At 66.2% G+C, this 16,951-nt stretch carries 15 protein-coding genes; 10 read left to right on the top strand and 5 right to left on the bottom strand.

Features of this window, described 5'->3' with window-relative positions:
- Positions 1-225 precede the first annotated feature (225 nt).
- The 5 genes from lepB to AC07NY_RS16895 all read left to right on the top strand — a co-directional run bounded on the left by lepB (position 226) and on the right by AC07NY_RS16895 (position 4,128).
- Entirely contained in the window at positions 226-993 is a 768-nt protein-coding gene (gene lepB, locus AC07NY_RS16915; protein WP_494584814.1) for a signal peptidase I, read from the top strand.
- Positions 990-1,721, top strand: coding sequence for a ribonuclease III (gene rnc / locus AC07NY_RS16910; RefSeq protein WP_492283779.1), 732 nt, complete (start codon positions 990-992; stop codon positions 1,719-1,721). Before lepB ends, rnc begins: the two co-directional genes overlap by 4 nt.
- Entirely contained in the window at positions 1,714-2,631 is a 918-nt protein-coding gene (era, locus tag AC07NY_RS16905; RefSeq protein WP_492283780.1) for a GTPase Era, read from the top strand. The genes rnc and era overlap by 8 nt, the downstream gene beginning before the upstream one ends.
- A gap of 179 nt (positions 2,632-2,810) precedes the next feature.
- Positions 2,811-3,356, top strand: coding sequence for a sugar O-acetyltransferase (locus AC07NY_RS16900; RefSeq protein WP_494584813.1), 546 nt, complete (start codon positions 2,811-2,813; stop codon positions 3,354-3,356).
- Positions 3,357-3,495: 139 nt separating this feature from the next.
- Positions 3,496-4,128: a LabA-like NYN domain-containing protein gene (locus AC07NY_RS16895; protein WP_494584812.1), complete on the top strand. Its 633-nt coding sequence runs from the start codon at positions 3,496-3,498 to the stop codon at positions 4,126-4,128.
- A gap of 10 nt (positions 4,129-4,138) precedes the next feature.
- On the opposite strand, the gene smpB is transcribed toward AC07NY_RS16895, so the two are convergent.
- Together smpB and dapA are read right to left on the bottom strand one after the other, a co-directional pair.
- Complete coding sequence (smpB, locus tag AC07NY_RS16890) at positions 4,139-4,612, bottom strand: SsrA-binding protein SmpB (protein ID WP_061964114.1); 474 nt, start codon at positions 4,610-4,612, stop codon at positions 4,139-4,141.
- Between the two features lie 163 nt (positions 4,613-4,775).
- The gene (gene dapA, locus AC07NY_RS16885; protein ID WP_494584811.1) at positions 4,776-5,669 is read right to left on the bottom strand and encodes a 4-hydroxy-tetrahydrodipicolinate synthase; all 894 of its coding nucleotides are present in this window, start codon (positions 5,667-5,669) and stop codon (positions 4,776-4,778) included.
- A gap of 168 nt (positions 5,670-5,837) precedes the next feature.
- On the opposite strand from dapA, the gene AC07NY_RS16880 reads away from it, so the two are divergent.
- The 5 genes from AC07NY_RS16880 to AC07NY_RS16860 all read left to right on the top strand — a co-directional run bounded on the left by AC07NY_RS16880 (position 5,838) and on the right by AC07NY_RS16860 (position 12,074).
- Positions 5,838-7,913, top strand: a complete 2,076-nt coding sequence (locus AC07NY_RS16880) for a transglycosylase SLT domain-containing protein (protein ID WP_494584810.1) — start codon at positions 5,838-5,840, stop codon at positions 7,911-7,913.
- 317 nt (positions 7,914-8,230) lie between these two features.
- A complete protein-coding gene (locus AC07NY_RS16875) occupies positions 8,231-9,385 on the top strand; it encodes an amidohydrolase (protein WP_494584809.1) in 1,155 nt (384 codons plus the stop codon).
- Positions 9,382-10,677: an MFS transporter gene (locus AC07NY_RS16870; RefSeq protein ID WP_494584808.1), complete on the top strand. Its 1,296-nt coding sequence runs from the start codon at positions 9,382-9,384 to the stop codon at positions 10,675-10,677. Before AC07NY_RS16875 ends, AC07NY_RS16870 begins: the two co-directional genes overlap by 4 nt.
- Positions 10,678-10,690: 13 nt before the next feature.
- Positions 10,691-11,116, top strand: a complete 426-nt coding sequence (locus tag AC07NY_RS16865; RefSeq protein WP_494584807.1) for a MarR family winged helix-turn-helix transcriptional regulator — start codon at positions 10,691-10,693, stop codon at positions 11,114-11,116.
- A gap of 70 nt (positions 11,117-11,186) precedes the next feature.
- Positions 11,187-12,074, top strand: coding sequence for an alpha/beta fold hydrolase (locus AC07NY_RS16860; RefSeq protein ID WP_494584806.1), 888 nt, complete (start codon positions 11,187-11,189; stop codon positions 12,072-12,074).
- Positions 12,075-12,080: 6 nt separating this feature from the next.
- Here the strand turns inward: AC07NY_RS16860 and AC07NY_RS16855 are convergent, their stop codons facing one another.
- The 3 genes from AC07NY_RS16855 to AC07NY_RS16845 all read right to left on the bottom strand — a co-directional run bounded on the left by AC07NY_RS16855 (position 12,081) and on the right by AC07NY_RS16845 (position 16,763).
- A complete protein-coding gene (locus tag AC07NY_RS16855) occupies positions 12,081-12,848 on the bottom strand; it encodes a helix-hairpin-helix domain-containing protein (protein WP_494584805.1) in 768 nt (255 codons plus the stop codon).
- A 9-nt stretch (positions 12,849-12,857) separates the two neighbouring features.
- On the bottom strand, positions 12,858-15,095 hold the full coding sequence (locus AC07NY_RS16850; RefSeq protein ID WP_494584804.1) for an OmpA family protein: 2,238 nt from the start codon (positions 15,093-15,095) through the stop codon (positions 12,858-12,860).
- A gap of 369 nt (positions 15,096-15,464) precedes the next feature.
- Positions 15,465-16,763, bottom strand: a complete 1,299-nt coding sequence (locus AC07NY_RS16845; protein WP_494584803.1) for a porin — start codon at positions 16,761-16,763, stop codon at positions 15,465-15,467.
- Positions 16,764-16,951: the final 188 nt, after the last annotated feature.

Raw genomic sequence — 16,951 nt, 5'->3', positions numbered from 1 at the left:
ATTCCCCCAGTGTCGCGCGACTGTGATGCTGTTGACGAAAATCGGGGCCGTCAATCTGCCGCACGCGTGTAAACTACCCCAATCTTGCCATTTTCCCGCTTTGGATTTGCATTTGACATCCTTTCGCCATCCACTGGCGCCCTCCCCCTGACCGCTCTTGCGCGTTGTCGCAGGCGCGATAGTCGGCTAGACCGCGCGCTGGACTGCAGCCTCAGGAGCGCCCGCGTGGCCAACGACGTCGACAGCAAAAGCAAGGTGGCCAAGGAAGAAGGCGGCGTTCTCGAGACGATCAAGGTCGTCGTCCAGGCGCTGCTGATCGCGCTGGTCATCCGCACCCTGCTGTTCCAGCCCTTCAACATTCCCTCGGGCTCGCTGATCCCGACGCTGCTGATCGGCGATTACCTGTTCGTGTCGAAATATACCTACGGCTACTCCAAGCATTCGATTCCGTTCAGCCCGCCGCTGTTTTCGGGCCGCATCTGGGCGGCCGAGCCCAAGCGCGGCGACATCGCCGTGTTCAAGCTGCCGAGCGACAATTCGACCGACTATATCAAGCGCGTCATCGGCCTGCCGGGCGACCGCATCCAGATGATCGACGGCATCCTGCACATCAACAACCAACCGGTGAAGCGCGAGCGCATCGCCGACTATGTGACCGCCGACAACTGGGGCCGCAGCGTGCCCACGATCCAGTATCGCGAGACGCTCCCCAATGGGGTCAGCCACCAGATCATCGAGCGCGAGGGCGATACCGGCACCTTCGACAACACACAGGTCTTCATCGTGCCGCCTGGCCATTTCTTCATGATGGGCGACAACCGCGACAACTCGCTCGACTCACGCGACCGCAGCGTCGGCCCCGTTCCGTTCGAGAACTTCGTGGGCCGCGCCGAGATCATCTTCTTCTCGATCGAGGACGGCGCCTCGGCCTGGAAGATCTGGGAATGGCCCTACACGGTTCGCTGGAACCGTCTGTTCAGCACGATCAAGTGAGCAAAGCGGGCGACGGCGGGCGCAAGGCCCCGGACACCGCGCGGCTCGAAGCCGCGCTCGGGCATCGCTTCGCGGACCAGAGCCTGCTGGCCACGGCGCTGACCCATATGAGCGCCGAGGATTCGCGCCTCGCCAGCTACCAGCGCCTCGAATTCCTCGGGGACCGCGTGCTCGGCCTGTCGGTCGCCGAGTTGCTGTTCCGGCAGTTCCCGCAGTCGGAGGAAGGCAATCTCTCGCGCCGGCTTGCCGATCTCGTCCGCAAGGAGACCTGCGCCGAGGTGGCGCTGGGCTGGAATCTCGGCCAGTTCATGCGGCTCGGCGAAGGCGAGATCCTGGGCGGCGCCCGCAAGAACAAGGCGATCCTGGCCGATGCCTGCGAGGCGATCATCGGCGCCGTCTTCATCGATGGCGGCTACGAGGCCGCGCGCGCGCTGGTCGAGCGAGCTTTCGGCGAACGCATGCTGAAGCCGGTCCGGCCCTTGCGCGACGCCAAGACCGCGCTGCAGGAATGGGCGCAAGGCAAGGGCTACCAGACGCCGACCTATAGCGAGCGCGGCCGCTCCGGCCCCGATCATGCGCCGGTCTTCGTCGTCGCCGCCAAGATCATCGGGCTCGCCGACGCCGAGGCGCGCGGCCCCTCCAAGCGGCTGGCCGAGCAGGCCGCGGCCGAAACCTTCCTGAGGCGCGAAGGCCTGTGGAACGACAACCCGGAAGGCGATAATGTCTGAAACCGATCAAGCCACGCGCTGCGGCTTCGTCGCGCTGATCGGCGCGCCGAATGCCGGCAAGTCGACGCTGCTGAACCAGCTCGTCGGCGCCAAGATCTCGATCGTCTCGCGCAAGGTGCAGACGACGCGCACGCAGGTGCGCGGCATCGCGCTCTCCGGCACGGCGCAGATCATCTTCGTCGACACGCCCGGCATCTTCGCGCCCAAGCGCCGGCTCGACCGCGCGATGGTGACGAGCGCCTGGGGCGGTGCCACCGATGCCGACCTGATCGGCGTGCTGATCGACGTCGCGCGGTTCGACCATGAGGAGAACACGGCGCTGTTCGAGCGGCTTGCCGAGCTGAAACAGCCGAAATTCCTGATTCTCAACAAGATCGACACCGTACCGAAGGAGAAGCTGCTCGAAATCACCGCCAAGGTGAACGAGCGCGGCAGCTTCGAGACGACCTTCATGGTCGCGGCGCTGACCGGCTATGGCGTCAAGGACATCCTGGCCTGGCTGGAGAAGCGCCTGCCGCTCGGCCCCTGGCTCTATCCGGAGGACCAGATCTCGGACGCGCCGCTGCGTTTCCTCGCCGCCGAGATCACCCGCGAGAAGATGTTCGAGCGGCTGCATGACGAACTGCCCTATCGCTCGACCGTCGAGACCGAGTCCTGGCAGCAGAAGCCGGACGGCTCCGTCCGCATCGAGCAGACGATCTATGTCGAGCGCGAGGGCCAGCGGAAGATCGTGCTCGGCGAAGGCGGCCAGACGATCAAGGCGATCGGCCAGAAGGCGCGCGTCGAGATCGCCGAGGCGGCCGAGGCCAAGGTTCATCTCTTCCTGTTCGTGAAGGTTCGCGAGAACTGGAGCGACGACCCGGAGCGCTATCGCGAGATGGGGTTGGAATTCCCGAAGGGCAAAGGCTGAGCGCATCAAACCGGCCGCTTTTCAACCTTCTGCTCCATGGAGCCCTCATCCTGAGGAGCCGCAAAGCGGCGTCTCGAAGGATGCTCCAGATATCTCCGGAGTTTGCTGAAGCATCCTTCGAGACGCGCTCTACGAGCGCTCCTCAGTATGAGGGCTGTGGATTGGAGTTCAGGACATCGATGCGCAGCGAGAAGGACAAGATGCTGGCCGGCGAACTCTACCGCGCCGACAGCCCCGAGCTCATCGCCGATAACCGCCGCATCAGCGCCTGGATGGAGCGTTTCAACGCGACCGGAGCGACGCCGGAAGCGCGGCTGCCGCTGATGCAGGAGGCCTTCGGGCATGTCGGGCGCGACGTCGTCATTCGCCCGCCCTTCCATTGCGACTACGGCTATAACATCAGCCTCGGCGACGGCGTCTTCCTGAACTTCAACTGCATCATCCTCGACGTCGTCGCGGTCACGATCGGCGACGGCACGCAGATCGGCCCCGGCGTGCAAATCCTGACCGCCGACCATCCGCGCGCCCCAGCCCAGCGCCGGCAGATGCTGGAATTCGGGCGCCCGGTCGCGATCGGCCGCAATGTCTGGATCGGCGGCGGCGCGGTCATCCTGCCGGGCGTCACCATCGGCGACGATGTCATTATCGGCGCGGGCAGCGTGGTCACCCGCGACGTGCCTGCCGGCGCCACGGCAGTCGGCAACCCGGCCCGCCTGCGCCCCTGACGTAACGGAAAATTGAGCTGCGTCAGTGTGCCACGGCCGACCCTTGTAACTTGTCAAATTTCAGTCGTGAAACGACATTGTTAGAACGCGTTTTGCGTCCATTTCGATGCCTTAAGATATTTCAGCAGGAGTGATTGCCATGAGCGCCGTACCGCGCATCGCGCTGTTCATCGATGGCGCCAATCTCTACGCCACTTCGAAGCAGCTCGGCTTCGACATGGACTACCGGCGCCTGCTGCGCGAGTTCCAGGGGCGCGGCAACCTGATCCGCGCCTTCTATTTCACCACTTTGGTGGAAAGCGAGGAATACTCCTCGATCCGGCCGCTGGTCGATTGGCTCGACTACAACGGCTACCGGGTCATCACCAAGGCGGCGAAGGAGTTCACCGACGCCACCGGCCGGCGCCGGATCAAGGGCAACATGGATATCGAGCTGGCGATCGAGATGCTGGAGCTCGCGCCGCATCTCGACCAGATTTATCTGTTCTCCGGGGACGGCGATTTCCGGCCGCTGGTCGAGGCCGTGCAGCGCAAGGGCGTCAAGGTTTCGGTGGTTTCGACGATCTCGACCAACCCGCCGATGGTCTCGGACGAGCTGCGACGCCAGTGCGACGAGTTCGTCGATCTCGCCCAGCTCATGCAGAAGATCGGCCGCGACCCGGCCGAGCGCGCCAGCCGTGGCGGCACTGCTGGAGCACCGGGCACGCCCGGCAACCCGTCGCTGGAGCGGCGCTACGGCATCCGCCAGGGCGATGAGCCGGCGGAGGGGTAAGGCGGCAGCCCTACCCGCCCGTCTTCAGCAGTCGCTGCTTGTCGCGGTTCCAGTCGCGCTCTTTCTCGGTCTCGCGCTTGTCGTGGAGCTTCTTGCCCTTGCCGAGGCCGAGCTCAACCTTCGCCCTGCCCCTGTCGTTGAAGTAGACCTTGAGCGGGATCAGGGCCATGCCCTCGCGCTGGACCGCGCCCATCAGCTTGTTGATCTCCCGCCTGTGAAGCAGAAGCTTCCGCGGCCGGCGGACCTCATGATTGAAGCGGTTTGCCTCGAGATATTCCGGAATATGGGCGTTGAACAGAAAGAGCTCCGTCCCCATCGGGCCGGCATAGCTCTCTCCGATCGTCGCCTTGCCGCCGCGCAGCGACTTGATCTCGGTCCCCTGCAAGGCGATGCCCGCCTCGACGGTTTCCTTGATCTCGTAATTGAAGCGCGCCTTGCGGTTATCCGCTGCCAGACGATAGCGCTCCGGATCAGGTTTCTTCATGCCGTTCAGCTGAACCCATCTTGTATGGCCAGCGCTGCCAAAGCTTGAGAACCCGATTCGGAATCGGCGCCCAAGCCTCTGAAAAGGCTGACCTTGTCATTCTGCCGTCCGCTGCGATTGGCGAACGAATGACCGCGCCTGGCGGCGCGGTCACCTATCTTACTTAGGCATTCAACAGCCCGGCGAAAACCATGGCCTCGCGGATCACCTTGCCGGTCGCCGGGGTCACCGGCATCAGCGGCAGGCGGACCTCCTCCTCGATGCGGCCGAGCAGGGTGAGGCCGTGCTTGGCGCCGGCGAGGCCGGGCTCCTTGAAGATCGCGTCATGGAGCGGCACCAGCCGATCCTGTACCTTCAGCGCGCCGGCATAGTCGCCCTTCTGGACGGCATCCATCAGGTCGGCGCAGAGGCGCGGCGCGACATTGGCGACGACCGAGATGCAGCCATGGCCGCCGGCCGCCATATAGGCGAGCGCGGTCATGTCCTCGCCCGAGAGCTGGATGAAATCCGGCCCCATGGCGTGGCGCTGCTGCGAGACGCGGGCGAGGTTGGCGGTGGCGTCCTTCACGCCGGCGATGTTCTTGAGCTCATAGAGCCGCGTCATCGTCTCGACCGACATGTCCACCACCGAGCGCGGCGGGATGTTGTAGATGATGATCGGAATGCCAATCGCATCGTTCACCGCCTTGAAGTGCTGGTACATGCCCTCCTGGGTCGGCTTGTTGTAATAGGGCGTGACCACGAGCACGGCATCGGCGCCGGCCTTCTCGGCATGGACGGCGAGGTCGATCGCCTCGATCGTGTTGTTCGAGCCGGCGCCGGCGATGACCGGGACCCGCCCCTTGTTCTGGTCGATGACGATCTCGACGACGCGCTTGTGCTCGTCATGGGAGAGCGTCGGGCTCTCGCCGGTGGTGCCGACGGGCACGAGCCCGGTCGAGCCGTTCTCGATCTGCCATTCGACCAGCGCGCGCAGCGCCTGCTCGTCGACCTTGCCGGATTTGAACGGCGTGACCAGAGCGGGCATCGAGCCGGTAAAGGCAATGTGCTTGGTCATGGGACGATCCTGGGACGAAAACGCGGGTTACGGGGCCGCCACACATAAACCGTCGTCTCGCCAAGGCAAAGCCGGCAAGTCATGAAAATGCGTGGCCTCATAGTTAAGCCTTCATAAACTGCCTTCCCCGACCATCCCCTGATGACCGCACGAGCCTGGAGTCGCGCCATGGCCTCGCCTGCCGCCGCGAGGAGACTGATCTGCCTGCTGCTGCCCGCCCTGCTCTCGGCGTCGTCGACGCGGGCGGGTGATGACGGCATGCTCGCGACCCAGCGCAAGCTCGCCATGCTCGGCGATGTCGAGGCCACGGGCGCGCTGCCCTATCCGGCCAATGCGCTGCGGGGCGACGATGCGGTCAATGTCGAGGCCGTGAAAGCGACTGTCGCCGCCTATCGGCGCGGTGCGCTCACCGAGGGCGACGATCTCGCGGCGCGGATCGACGACCGCTCCACGCGTTCGCTGCTCGAATGGGTCGCGATCCATGCCAATGCCGGCGCCGTGCCCTTCCTGCGCATCGACGCCTTCCTGCGCGAGCATCCGAATTATCCGGCCACGACCCGTTTTCGACGCCGCGCCGAGGAGGCGCTGATCGCCGAAAAGAAGAACCCTGGGATCGTGCGCGCCTTCTTCCATGGCCAGCAGCCGGTCTCGCCGGCCGGGCGGATCGCGCTGGCGACCGCGCTCAAGGAGGAAGGCAAGGCCGAGGAAGCCAATGCCCTCATCCGGCAGAGCTGGCGCAAGGACCCGTTCGGTCAGGCGCTTGAAAAGATCGCGCTCGTCGCCTTCGAGACGGTGCTGAGCAAGGACGATCATCGTCTGCGCACCGAGCGCTTCCTGTTCCGCGAGAATGGCGAGGCCGCGCTGCGCAATGCCGCCCGCGTCTCGGCCGACTACGTCGTGCTGGCCAAGGCGCGGCTGGCGAGCGCCAAGGCACGACGGCCGATCTCCGAGAAGCTGATCACGGCGGTGCCGGCTTCGGTGCGCGGCGATGTCTCCTTTGCCTTCCTCCAGGCCCAGCAGGCGCGCCGCGGCGACAAGCTCGACGATGCCGTGAAGGCGCTGACCGCGATCCCACGCGATCCGGCCCTGCTCGGCGACGGCGATGGCTGGTGGGAAGAGCGGCGCATCATCGCGCGCAAGCTCCTCGATGCCGGCCAGCCGCAGAAGGCCTATGAGGTCTCATCCGGCCATGGCGCCGAGGATTCAGCCGAGCGGATCGAGGCCGAATGGCATGCCGGCTTCGTCGCGCTGCGCTTCCTCAAGAAGCCGGATGTGGCGCTCAAGCATTTCGACGCCGCAGCGGGCATCGCCGAGACGCCGATCTCGGTCGCCCGCGCCGCGTATTGGCAGGGCCGCGCCTATGAGGAACTCGGCAAGGCCGAGGAGGCCAGGGCCGCTTTCGGCAAGGCGGCGGAACAGCCGATCGCCTATTATGGACAATTGGCGCGGGCGAAGCTCGGCTTCCCCGATCTGCCGCTGCGACGCACGGTTGCCGCCGGTCTTGAAACCCTGCCCGGCCATCGCGCCGTGCGCCTGCTCTACCGCATCGGCGAGCGCGATCTCGCCACGTTGATGCTGAACGATCTGGCGCAGCGCCTGCATACGACCGAGGCGCTGGAGGCGATCGCCGCCATTGCTCGGCGCGAGACGGATGCGCGTGCGCAGGTCGGCATCGGCAAGGCGGCGCTGCAACGCGGCTTCCCGCTCGACATGACCGCCTATCCGGTCAACGGCATCCCGGATTTCGACGTGCTGGGTGATCCGATGGAGCGCGCCATCGTCCATGCCATCGCCCGGCAGGAGAGCGCCTTCGACCCGACCGCGATGTCGCATGCCGGCGCACGCGGGCTGATGCAGATGATGCCCGCAACGGCGCGCGAGACGGCAAGGCGCGCGAGCCTGCCCTTCGATTGGGAGAAACTCGGAAAAGACCCGCTCTATGCGGCGCGGATGGGCGCGGCCCATCTCAACGACCTGCTCAAGGAATGGCGCGGCTCCTATATCCTCACCTTCGCCGCCTATAATGCCGGCTCGCCCAATGTGAAGAAATGGATCGCGGCTTATGGCGACCCACGCGACCCGGAAGTCGACGCCGTCGACTGGGTCGAGCGCATCCCCTTCTCCGAGACGCGCAACTACGTCCAGCGCGTGATGGAGAACCTGCAGGTCTATCGCGAGCGCCTGAACCAGCGCACGGCCTATCTGATCGACTACGACCTGAAGCGCGGCGGCAAGCGGGATTGAAAAGCAGGGCTGCGCTTCCCTTCTCCCCTTGCGGGAGAAGGTGGCCCGTAGGGCCGGATGAGGGGTCGCGCAGGTCTTGAACGTTTCGGAGCATACGGAACCGGGCTCCTATAAGTGTCGCGCGACCCCTCACCCTAACCCTCTCCCGCAAGGGGAGAGGGGATAGCTGGCGCTTGTTTCCGCCGCATCGCCTACGCGCGAATACTCATGCCTCGGCGCCGACCGTTGTTGCCCCCGATCCCTCGGCAACGATCTTCCCTGCCGATTGCAATATTTGAAACTTTCAATTACCTCTGCGGGGCAGCGGAGGAATTTCGATGCTGCAGGACATTGCCGATTTCGCGCCCACGCTTGAGGCCTGGCGCCGCGACCTTCACGCCCATCCCGAAATCGCTTTCCAGGAATTCCGAACCTCGGATTTCGTCGCCAGGACGCTCGCCTCCTTCGGCATCGAGGTGCATCGCGGGCTTGGCGGCACCGGCCTCGTCGGCGTCATCAAGGGCGCCGCTGATGGGCCCACCATCGGCCTGCGCGCCGACATGGACGCGCTGCCGATGGAGGAGGATACCGGGCTCGACTACCGCTCGACCACGAAGAACCAGTTCCATGGCTGCGGCCATGACGGCCATACCGTGATGCTGCTAGCCGCAGCACGCCATCTCGCCGCCAATCCGCCGAAGCGCGGCAAGGTCCACCTGATCTTCCAGCCCGCCGAGGAAATCGGCCAGGGCGCCGAGCGGATGATCGCGGACGGCCTGTTCGAGCGCTTCCCCTGCTCCGAGGTCTACGCGCTCCACACCATCCCGCTCTATGAGGAAGGTACTGCCGCTGTCCGCCCCGGCCCGACGCTGAGCGGCACGACCGTTTTCCAGATCACGATCAAGGGCAAGGGCGGCCACGGCGCGGCGCCTCATACGACCGACGATCCGCTGCAGGTCGCGGCGCGGCTCGCGATCGAGATCTCCTCGATCGTCGGGCGGCATGTCGATCCGATGCAGCCGGCCGTGATCAGCCTCGGCAAGCTCGTCGCCGGCACGGCCTCCAACATCATCCCGGACTCGGCCGAGCTCAGCGGCACGATCCGCACCTACAATCCCGAGACGGAAGCCCGCATCATCGACAAGCTCGATGCGGCCTGCCGGGGCTTGGCGCTGATGTCGGGCTGCACGATCACCTGCGAGAAGAAGGCGAGCTGCCCGCCCTGCCTCAACGACCCGCGTGCCGCCGCTGCTGCGGCAGCCGCAGCAGGGCAGGTTCTCGGCGAAGCCAATGTGCAGACCGATCTCACGGCCCTGCCCTTCTCCGATGATTTCGCGCTGATGCTGCGGCAATGGCCGGGCGCCTATATCTTCCTCGGCCAGCCCGGCGCGATGTGCCACCACCCGACCTTCGATTTCGACGACCGCCTGCTGCCCATCGGCGCCAGCATCCTGTGCCGCCTCGTCGAGCGCCAGACCGGAGCCAACGCATGACCGTAGCCGCTATCCAGGGCGCCGAGCCGCGCTCCCCGGCCATGGTCCGCCGCGCCGTCATCTCATCGGTGATCGGCAACGGCCTCGAATGGTATGATTTCCTCGTCTACGGCTTCTTCGCCACGGTCATCGCGCAGGTCTTCTTCCCGACCTCCGACCCGCTGGTCTCGGCCCTGCTGACGGCGGCGACCTTCGCGATCTCCTTCCTCGTCCGCCCGGTCGGCGGGGTGCTGCTCTCGACCTATGCCGATCGCTTCGGCCGCAAGCCGATCCTGACGGTGATGATCCTGATCATGGGCTTCTCGACCGTGCTGATCGGCCTGACGCCGAGCTATGCGACGATCGGTATCCTCGCGCCGATCCTCATCATCATCGCCCGCATCCTGCAGGGCATCTCGGTCGGCGCCGAATTCGCCTCGGCGACCGCCATGCTGGTCGAATATGCCCCACCCGGCCGCAAGATGATGTTCGGCAGCTTCCAGATGTGTTCGCAGGCGCTGGCGCTCGCGCTCGCGGCCTTCTCCGGCTACGCGCTGGCGACGCTGCTGACGCCGGAAGCGCTGCAGGGCTGGGGCTGGCGCATTCCCTTCCTGCTGGGCTCGCTGATCACGCCGCTCGGCTTCTATATCCGCCGCTTCGTCGACGAATCCCCGGAATACGAGAAGGACACGAAGCAGAGCGCCGGCCAGACGCCGTTCCGCACCGTCCTGTCCGAGCATCGCAACGCGCTGCTGCGCTGCTTCGGCATCATGATCCCCGGCACGGCCTCGAACTATGTCTGGTTCATCTTCCTGCCCGGCTATGTGATCCGCCAGCTCAAGCTGCCCTTTACCAGCGCCATGCTGAGCTCACTGATCGGCGGCATCCTGCTCTTCATCTTCGTGCCGATCATGGGCCATCTCGCGGATCGTTGGAGCGCCTTCCGCGTCTGGCTTTTGGGCATGCTGAGCTTCGCGCTGCTGTCCTATCCGCTGCTGGCCTATGTCGTGGCGGAGCCGAGCTTCGAGCGGCTCCTGACCGCGCAGGCGATCTGCGCGCTCTCCATCGCCGCGATCTGGGCGCCGACGCCCGGCCTGCTCGCCGGCATGTTCCCGACGCAGGTGCGCTCGACCGGCATGTCGATTGCCTACAATGTCGTGGTGCTGCTGTTCGGCGGGCTCGCGCCCTTCACCCTGACCTGGCTGGTGGCGAAGACGGGGTCGGATATGGTTCCCTCATATTATCTCCTCGCCTGCACGGCGATCTCGCTGCTCGCGCTGAGCCTGGCGAACCGGGCGCGCACGCAAGGCTGAGCAAGGGAGCAATATGGCCCGCGACTCGTTCCTGACCTTCCGGCTCGACCATTTGAGCCAGACCGCGATGGCGAAGGCCTCGCAGGTCTACAAGGAGCGGCTCGGCCTCAATATCCGCGAGTTGCGGGTGCTGCGCGCCATCGGCGACCAGCCGGGGCTGTCGTCGCGAAGCCTGTCCGAGGCGACCTTCATCGAGCAGACGCTGGTCTCGAAGCATCTGCGCAAGCTGGTCGATGCAGGACTGGTCCAGCGCACGCTGGAAAGCGCCGATGCGCGGCGCGTCGCCCTGCATCTGACGGCTCAGGGCGAAGCCATCCGCGAGCAGGCCGACCAGCTGGGCGAGGAGATGGAGCGCGATTTCCTGTCGGTGCTCACGCCGGAGGAACTCGCCCAGTTCAACCACTGCCTCGCCAAGCTGCGCCGCTGGGGCGCCTCCTGAGCCGAAAGCCGGCTTCCGTAGGCGTCGGCGCCATGGTTAGGTGCGTCCCCCGCACCCTTTGAGTCCCCTGATGCCCGAATCCGGTTTCACCTCCCGCTTCGTCAGCGCCAGCGACGGACTCAAGCTGCATTATCGCGATTACGGCCCGCTCGCGGCGACGACGTTGCCGGTGATCTGCCTGCCCGGCTTCGCCCGCACCGCCGCCGATTTCCATGAAGTGGCGCTGGCGCTTGCCGACGAGACCAAGCCGCGCCGCGTGCTGGCGCTCGACTATCGCGGCCGGGGCTTGTCCGAATACGACAAGAACTGGAAGAACTACGACATCCGCATCGAGCTCGACGATCTCGTCCAGGTGCTCGTCGCCGGTGGCATCGAACAGGCCATCTTCGTCGGCACCTCGCGCGGCGGGCTGCTCACCATGGCACTGGCGGCGGCGCGGCCCGCCATGATCCGCGGCGTCGTCTTCAACGATGTCGGCCCGGTGATCGATGCGCGCGGCCTGCTGCGCATCCGCGGCTATGTCGGCAAGCTGCCGGTGCCGCGCAGCTTCCAGGAAGGTGCCGAGATCCTGAAGCGGCTCTCGGACCAGCAATTCCCGATCCTCGACGAGGCCGAATGGGAGATGATGGCGCGCCGCACCTGGACCGACCGCGACGGCGCGCTGAAGCCCGACTACGATGTCCGCTTGATGAAGGTGCTGGAGGAGCTCGATCTCGAGGCGCCGCTGCCGGTGCTCTGGCCCTATTTCGACGCGCTCAAGACCGTGCCGATGCTGGCGATCCGCGGCGCCAATTCCGACCTTCTGGCGGAGAAGACGCTGGAGGAGATGGCGGAGCGCCATCCCGACTGCGAGATCCACACCGCGCCGGGCCAAGGCCATGCCCCGCTGCTCGGCAGCAAGGACATGATCCGGCGGATCGCCAAGCTGGTCGCCCGGGCCGAGCGCCGCGCCGGCTGACCGGCTTCAAAGCTTCGAGCGCTTCGCCTCGGTCTTATCCTCGACGATTTCGGCGACATTGCCCTGCCCCGCCGTACCATCATCGCGCGAGGTTTCGACCTCGCCGGCTTTGGCCCGCCTGGCAAACTCCGTCTCGGTTCCGGCCGCCAGAAGCTTGGCCTGCCCGACCCAATCCTCGCGCTCGATGCGGCCGGGAAAAGCGAGATAGCCGCCGACCCATTCGACGTTCTCGGGCGTCCAGCCGGCGATCTGCTCAAAATGCCAGATGCCGAGGCCGTGGAGGCGGCCCTCGTTCTGGCGGCCGATGCCCTTGATCAGCTTGAGGTCGTCCGGCGTGTCGTCGCGGGCCGTGACGAGCCCAGCCGGACGCTGGCCGGGCAAATCGGCCTCATTCTCGACAGGCGGCAGTCGGGCCTCAGTCTCCACGGGCAGCGGGGCCGACGGGGCGCTTGCAACGACCGCGGCCTGTGGCGCCGTCACGGGCTCGGCGGCATCTTGCGAAGCCTTCGGTTTGCGGAGGAAGCCCGCGCAGACGCAACCCGCCCAGTAAACGGCCGTGAACAGCAGCGCCGTCTCGACCCAGGTTGCCGGCACGCCGTTCAGGAACTGGAACCAGGTCAGGACGGCACCAACGCCCCACAGTGCAGCCAGCACACTCCAGGCGCCACTCCAGAGCCGTGCCTTTCCACCGTCATGGCCGATCCATCCCATGGCGAAGCCGAGACCGAATGCGGCAAGCAGGAACCAGACGAACTGGCTGGCGAGATAGAGCATGTCAGCCTCCTACTTCGCCACGGTGAACTGCACGCGGCGGTTCATCGCGCGCGCTTCCGACGCCTCGTGCGGCACGAGCGGCCGGCTGCTGCCATAGCCCTTGACGGCAAGCTGCGCGGGGTCGATGCCGCGCCGGGCCAGTTCGTCTCGCACGCGCAAGGCCCGGCGCAGCGACAGGTCGGTGTTGTCGAAGCCCCGCCTTTCGCCGTCGCGATTGGCGTGCCCCTCGATGACGACCGGGGAACCCGGGCATTTCTTCAAGATGGCCGCAGCCTCACTGACGACGCGCTCGGTCGTGGCATCGAGCGCGACGACCGACGTTCCCTGGCCAAAGAGCACGGTATTGCGCCTGGTCAACCCGTCGAGATCGTTCTGGCAGCTCGCCGGTGGATCGACCACGCAGCCGGTCTGGCGCAGGCCCACCACCGCATCGACCTTGAAGCCTGGCGGCAGGCCGGTGGCGGCGCTGGTCTCGATTTCACTCTTGATCAGGTCGCGGCAGGTCAGCCCGCGCAAGCTGATGCGATCGTCCACCACCGAGGCCGAGCCCAGATCGAGGCGCAGCAGGTCGGCAAGCACGGCCCGGGCCGCCTCGGCAAAGCCGGCCGGCGCCCCGGGAAGCAGCGTGGTCGCATCCTCGAACCGCTCCTTCAGCGGAGAATCCGCGATCAACGCCCGCAATGCGGCCTGCGCCGCCTGATCAGGCAGGTATCCGGAAAACCGCAAGCCGGTCCGGTCCGCCAAGAGCGAAAGCCCGTAGGGCCGCACGACGACGCTCTCCGGCAGGCTGGACAGCGTCAGGCCGGCAGGGGCATTGCGGGAGAGGAGTTCCTGCAAGGCCGCCAGACTCGCGGCATCCGCAGCCTCGCCAGCGATCGCGAAAGCCTTGTCCCGGATCGTCACCGAGCCGGCCTTGAGCTTCGACAGCGCATCGAGCGCGAAGGCGATTGTCGTCCGCAGGTCGAGTTCGGACCGCAGCGCCGGTTCGATCGCCATGCGGTCGTCGAGGGCCGCCTCGCCGAAACGGCTGCGCGCAGCGGCAAGGATATCGGCGCGAGCAGGCTCATCAGGGAGTTTCCCGTTCAGGCGAAGGCCACTTTCACCGCGGACTGCGCTCCAATCCAGCGGCACCGGCGCAACTGCACGGGGAGCAGCAATCGGCGCACTTGGCGGCGATCCAGGCACCGGGCCTTGCGGCGCAGCAGGAGCGAGCGGGGTCACAGGACCTTCCGGCCTCGGCGAGACCGGCAGCACGTCATGGAGAACCAGCCCCGGCAACTCGGGAAGTGGAACGACCACCGGCACAGGCGGCGGCGCCGGCGGGCATTCGATCACCGCTTGGGCGACCGAATCCGGACCGTCCAGCTGGGCGATCTGCAGGCGCAGGGCCTGGCATGCCTCGTAGGTCTCCGGGCCCTTCCCGGCCAAGACGTAACTGTCGTCATTGATCTCGGCCCTGCCCTGCCGCAGCCGGGTCAGGTCCGTAAGCGCGCGCGTGACTTTCGCGATGAAGGCGGAAGGCGCGCCAAGCGCGGGCTTCATCTCGTCGCGAATGGCGGCGCCGGCCCCGAAAGCCTGCCGCGCCGCAGCCAGCATCTGGCCCCGCGCATCAGCACCGGGATAGGAACCGCGCAGCACCAACCCGGAGCCGGCCTCCTGCTCGGCGCTCCAGCGGTAGGGCGCGACGGTCGGCGGTTCAAGATCGCATTTCACGGCTCGGAAGCCCGGCCGCTCAATCTGTGCGGTCATCGCTTCCAGCGACAGGAACGAATCCGAACTGGCCGCTTTGCCTTCGATGCAGAAGCGGCCGTCATCGAGCATGACCCGGCCCGTCGCCAGCTTCGGCAGTTCGGCGAGCATGGCCACCGCCATCGCGGCGAACCCTTCGGGCGCTCCGAATGCAACAGCCTGGCGGTCATCGATCCGCAAGCCCGGCAAGGCCGCTGCGGCCACCGCCATGTTGGCCATCGCGGTCTCGAGATCCGGCACGAAACCGCCGAGCGTCACGCTGTCCGACTGGCGACTGGCGAACCAGGAATAGGGCTTCTGGGCAACGACCTGCGACAGCCCGCCGAGCGTCCTGCGCACGCCGAACTCGCCATGCAGCCGGGCCATGGCCTTGCTCGCCCCATCGGAGGACAAGACCTCGCCCCCGATCGTGACGTCGCGACCGTCGACCTGGGCCACGACCGGTCGAGCTCCCGGCGTCGTGCCGGCCACGGCAGCCACCGCCTGCTCGGCGCGCATGCCGACATCGCGTTCGATGACGGAATCGAGCGCGAGATTTCCGGCTGCCCACAACAAGCCCAGTGGAATCAACCCCCAGAGCCAACGCGCCGGTTGAGACATGCACACGCCCCCTGCCCGCGCCGCCTTCAAGCTAGGCACGGCACCCCAAGATCGCGATCACCCTTGTTTTTTCAACGGCTTGTCGAGCGACCCGCAGATATCGTTTCAAAAGGCGCCCGGCGCCACATCCCAGGGGATTGTGGCAGGAACACCTGAACCAGATCAGGCCGGGCCGCAGGTCCCCGTCAACAGCGAAGCTGGAACAACCCACATAAAAAAGAAGCCCCGGGTTTCCCCGGGGCTTCCTGACTAGAGATCGGAAACCGATCAGAAGTCGCGCTGGATGCGCAGACGGCCGGTCCAGGCGTCGTCCGACTTGATCGTACGACCGTTGACGGCGAAGGCCTTGGCGTCCGGAACGCGGACACCGTACTCGGTGCGCGAGTAGAGGACTTCGACACCGATGTCGAGGCCGGAGACCGGCGACCACACCAGGTTGGCGCCGAGGATCAGCTCCTTCGGATCGACCGAACGGATCGCGCCGTCGTTCGTCTGGAGAGCCGAGTACGAAGCCAGGAAGTCCGAACGGATGGCCGGGGTCCAGTAGTGGCGCAGCGCCGCAACCAGGTTGTAGCCGGTGTTCGACTTCAGGTTGCCGAAAGCGTTCGGGCCGAAGTTGTTGACGGTGTAGGCAGGAAGACGGCCGTAACCGGCGATGCCACCATCCCAACCGAGGTACTCGAGAGCGCCGTCGGCGTAACCGGCCTGCAGGAACAGGGCGTCGCCAGCAGCCAGCATCGGCAGGTTGATCTTCACGCCGGCCTGGATAGCCCAGCCCATCTCGTCCTTCTTGGCGCCGTTGCCGCCAGCGAAGGGCGACGAGTACGCGCCACGGTCGCCGATGGCGCCCGACAGCTGCGCAGCGCCCCAGCCCTGCTCGACGCGGAGCGAAGCGACGACGTCAGGATAGGTCGTGCCCTGGTAGGCAGCGAAGGTCGACGGACGACGACCGGTGGTCTTCGGGTCTTCGAGCGAGATCGTGGCGCTGAAGCCGCCGCCGAAGGTGGCGGTGTAGGCCAACAGGTTCGGCGAACGGTCCGAGGTACGGAGGACGCTGAAGCCGAAGTCGTTGGCGTAGAAGTCGTAGAACGACTGCGCCTTACCAGCGGTGATCGGGCCGAACTGAATGAAGGCCTTATCGAGGTTGACCGAGCTGGCGCTGGTCGTGCCGTTGACACCCGAGAAGCGGTTGGCGCCGGCGTTGGTGCCGCCGTAGCCGTACGAACCGGTGCTGGTGGTCACGTCGTAACGCACGAAGGTGCGCAGCGTGCCGTAAGCGGTCTGGTTGCGGGCGTCGATGTAGATACGACCGCGAGCGCGGGTGCCGTACGAATCCTGGCCAGCGTTCCAACGCTCACCGAAGGTGTACTCAGCGCGGACACGACCACCGATACGAAGGCAGGTGTCGGTGCCCGGGATGTAGAAGAAGCCGGCGCCAAAAGCGGAGCAGACACGAACGTATTCGACCGGAGCGGCCTTCCGCGAGGGAAGGTCGGCGGCCTGAGCCCCGGCGACCGCGGCGATGCCGGCGGCGGAACCGAGGAGGAGGCTCTTGACGAGCTTCATTTGGTAACCTCCAAAAGAGTTTCGAGACCCTCGGGCTTCAGCCTGCCCCCCGCCCCAGACTTTCAGCCTGATCGCAGAACCTGCCTATTCCCGGTCTTTCGCCTGCGTCACCGACCTATTTCGGAGGCGAAGGCGAAAAACAGCGACCGGGAACGTCCCGACGCATTTCCACCATACGAAAGCCGCCC

It is taken from the genome of Allobosea sp. GW821-FHT09G06 (assembly GCF_059416005.1).
Note: the sequence above shows the minus strand (reverse complement) of the source record. Positions and strands in the feature narration are given on the sequence as shown.

Coding starts and splice junctions, on each gene's coding strand:
- era (WP_492283780.1), top strand. CDS start 1,714: ATGTCTGAAACCGATCAAGCCACGCGCTGCGGCTTCGTCGCGCTGATC.
- AC07NY_RS16900 (WP_494584813.1), top strand. CDS start 2,811: ATGCGCAGCGAGAAGGACAAGATGCTGGCCGGCGAACTCTACCGCGCC.
- AC07NY_RS16895 (WP_494584812.1), top strand. CDS start 3,496: ATGAGCGCCGTACCGCGCATCGCGCTGTTCATCGATGGCGCCAATCTC.
- smpB (WP_061964114.1), bottom strand. CDS start 4,612: ATGAAGAAACCTGATCCGGAGCGCTATCGTCTGGCAGCGGATAACCGC.
- dapA (WP_494584811.1), bottom strand. CDS start 5,669: ATGACCAAGCACATTGCCTTTACCGGCTCGATGCCCGCTCTGGTCACG.
- AC07NY_RS16880 (WP_494584810.1), top strand. CDS start 5,838: ATGGCCTCGCCTGCCGCCGCGAGGAGACTGATCTGCCTGCTGCTGCCC.
- AC07NY_RS16875 (WP_494584809.1), top strand. CDS start 8,231: ATGCTGCAGGACATTGCCGATTTCGCGCCCACGCTTGAGGCCTGGCGC.
- AC07NY_RS16870 (WP_494584808.1), top strand. CDS start 9,382: ATGACCGTAGCCGCTATCCAGGGCGCCGAGCCGCGCTCCCCGGCCATG.
- AC07NY_RS16865 (WP_494584807.1), top strand. CDS start 10,691: ATGGCCCGCGACTCGTTCCTGACCTTCCGGCTCGACCATTTGAGCCAG.
- AC07NY_RS16860 (WP_494584806.1), top strand. CDS start 11,187: ATGCCCGAATCCGGTTTCACCTCCCGCTTCGTCAGCGCCAGCGACGGA.
- AC07NY_RS16855 (WP_494584805.1), bottom strand. CDS start 12,848: ATGCTCTATCTCGCCAGCCAGTTCGTCTGGTTCCTGCTTGCCGCATTC.
- AC07NY_RS16850 (WP_494584804.1), bottom strand. CDS start 15,095: ATGCGCGCCGAGCAGGCGGTGGCTGCCGTGGCCGGCACGACGCCGGGA.
- AC07NY_RS16845 (WP_494584803.1), bottom strand. CDS start 16,763: ATGAAGCTCGTCAAGAGCCTCCTCCTCGGTTCCGCCGCCGGCATCGCC.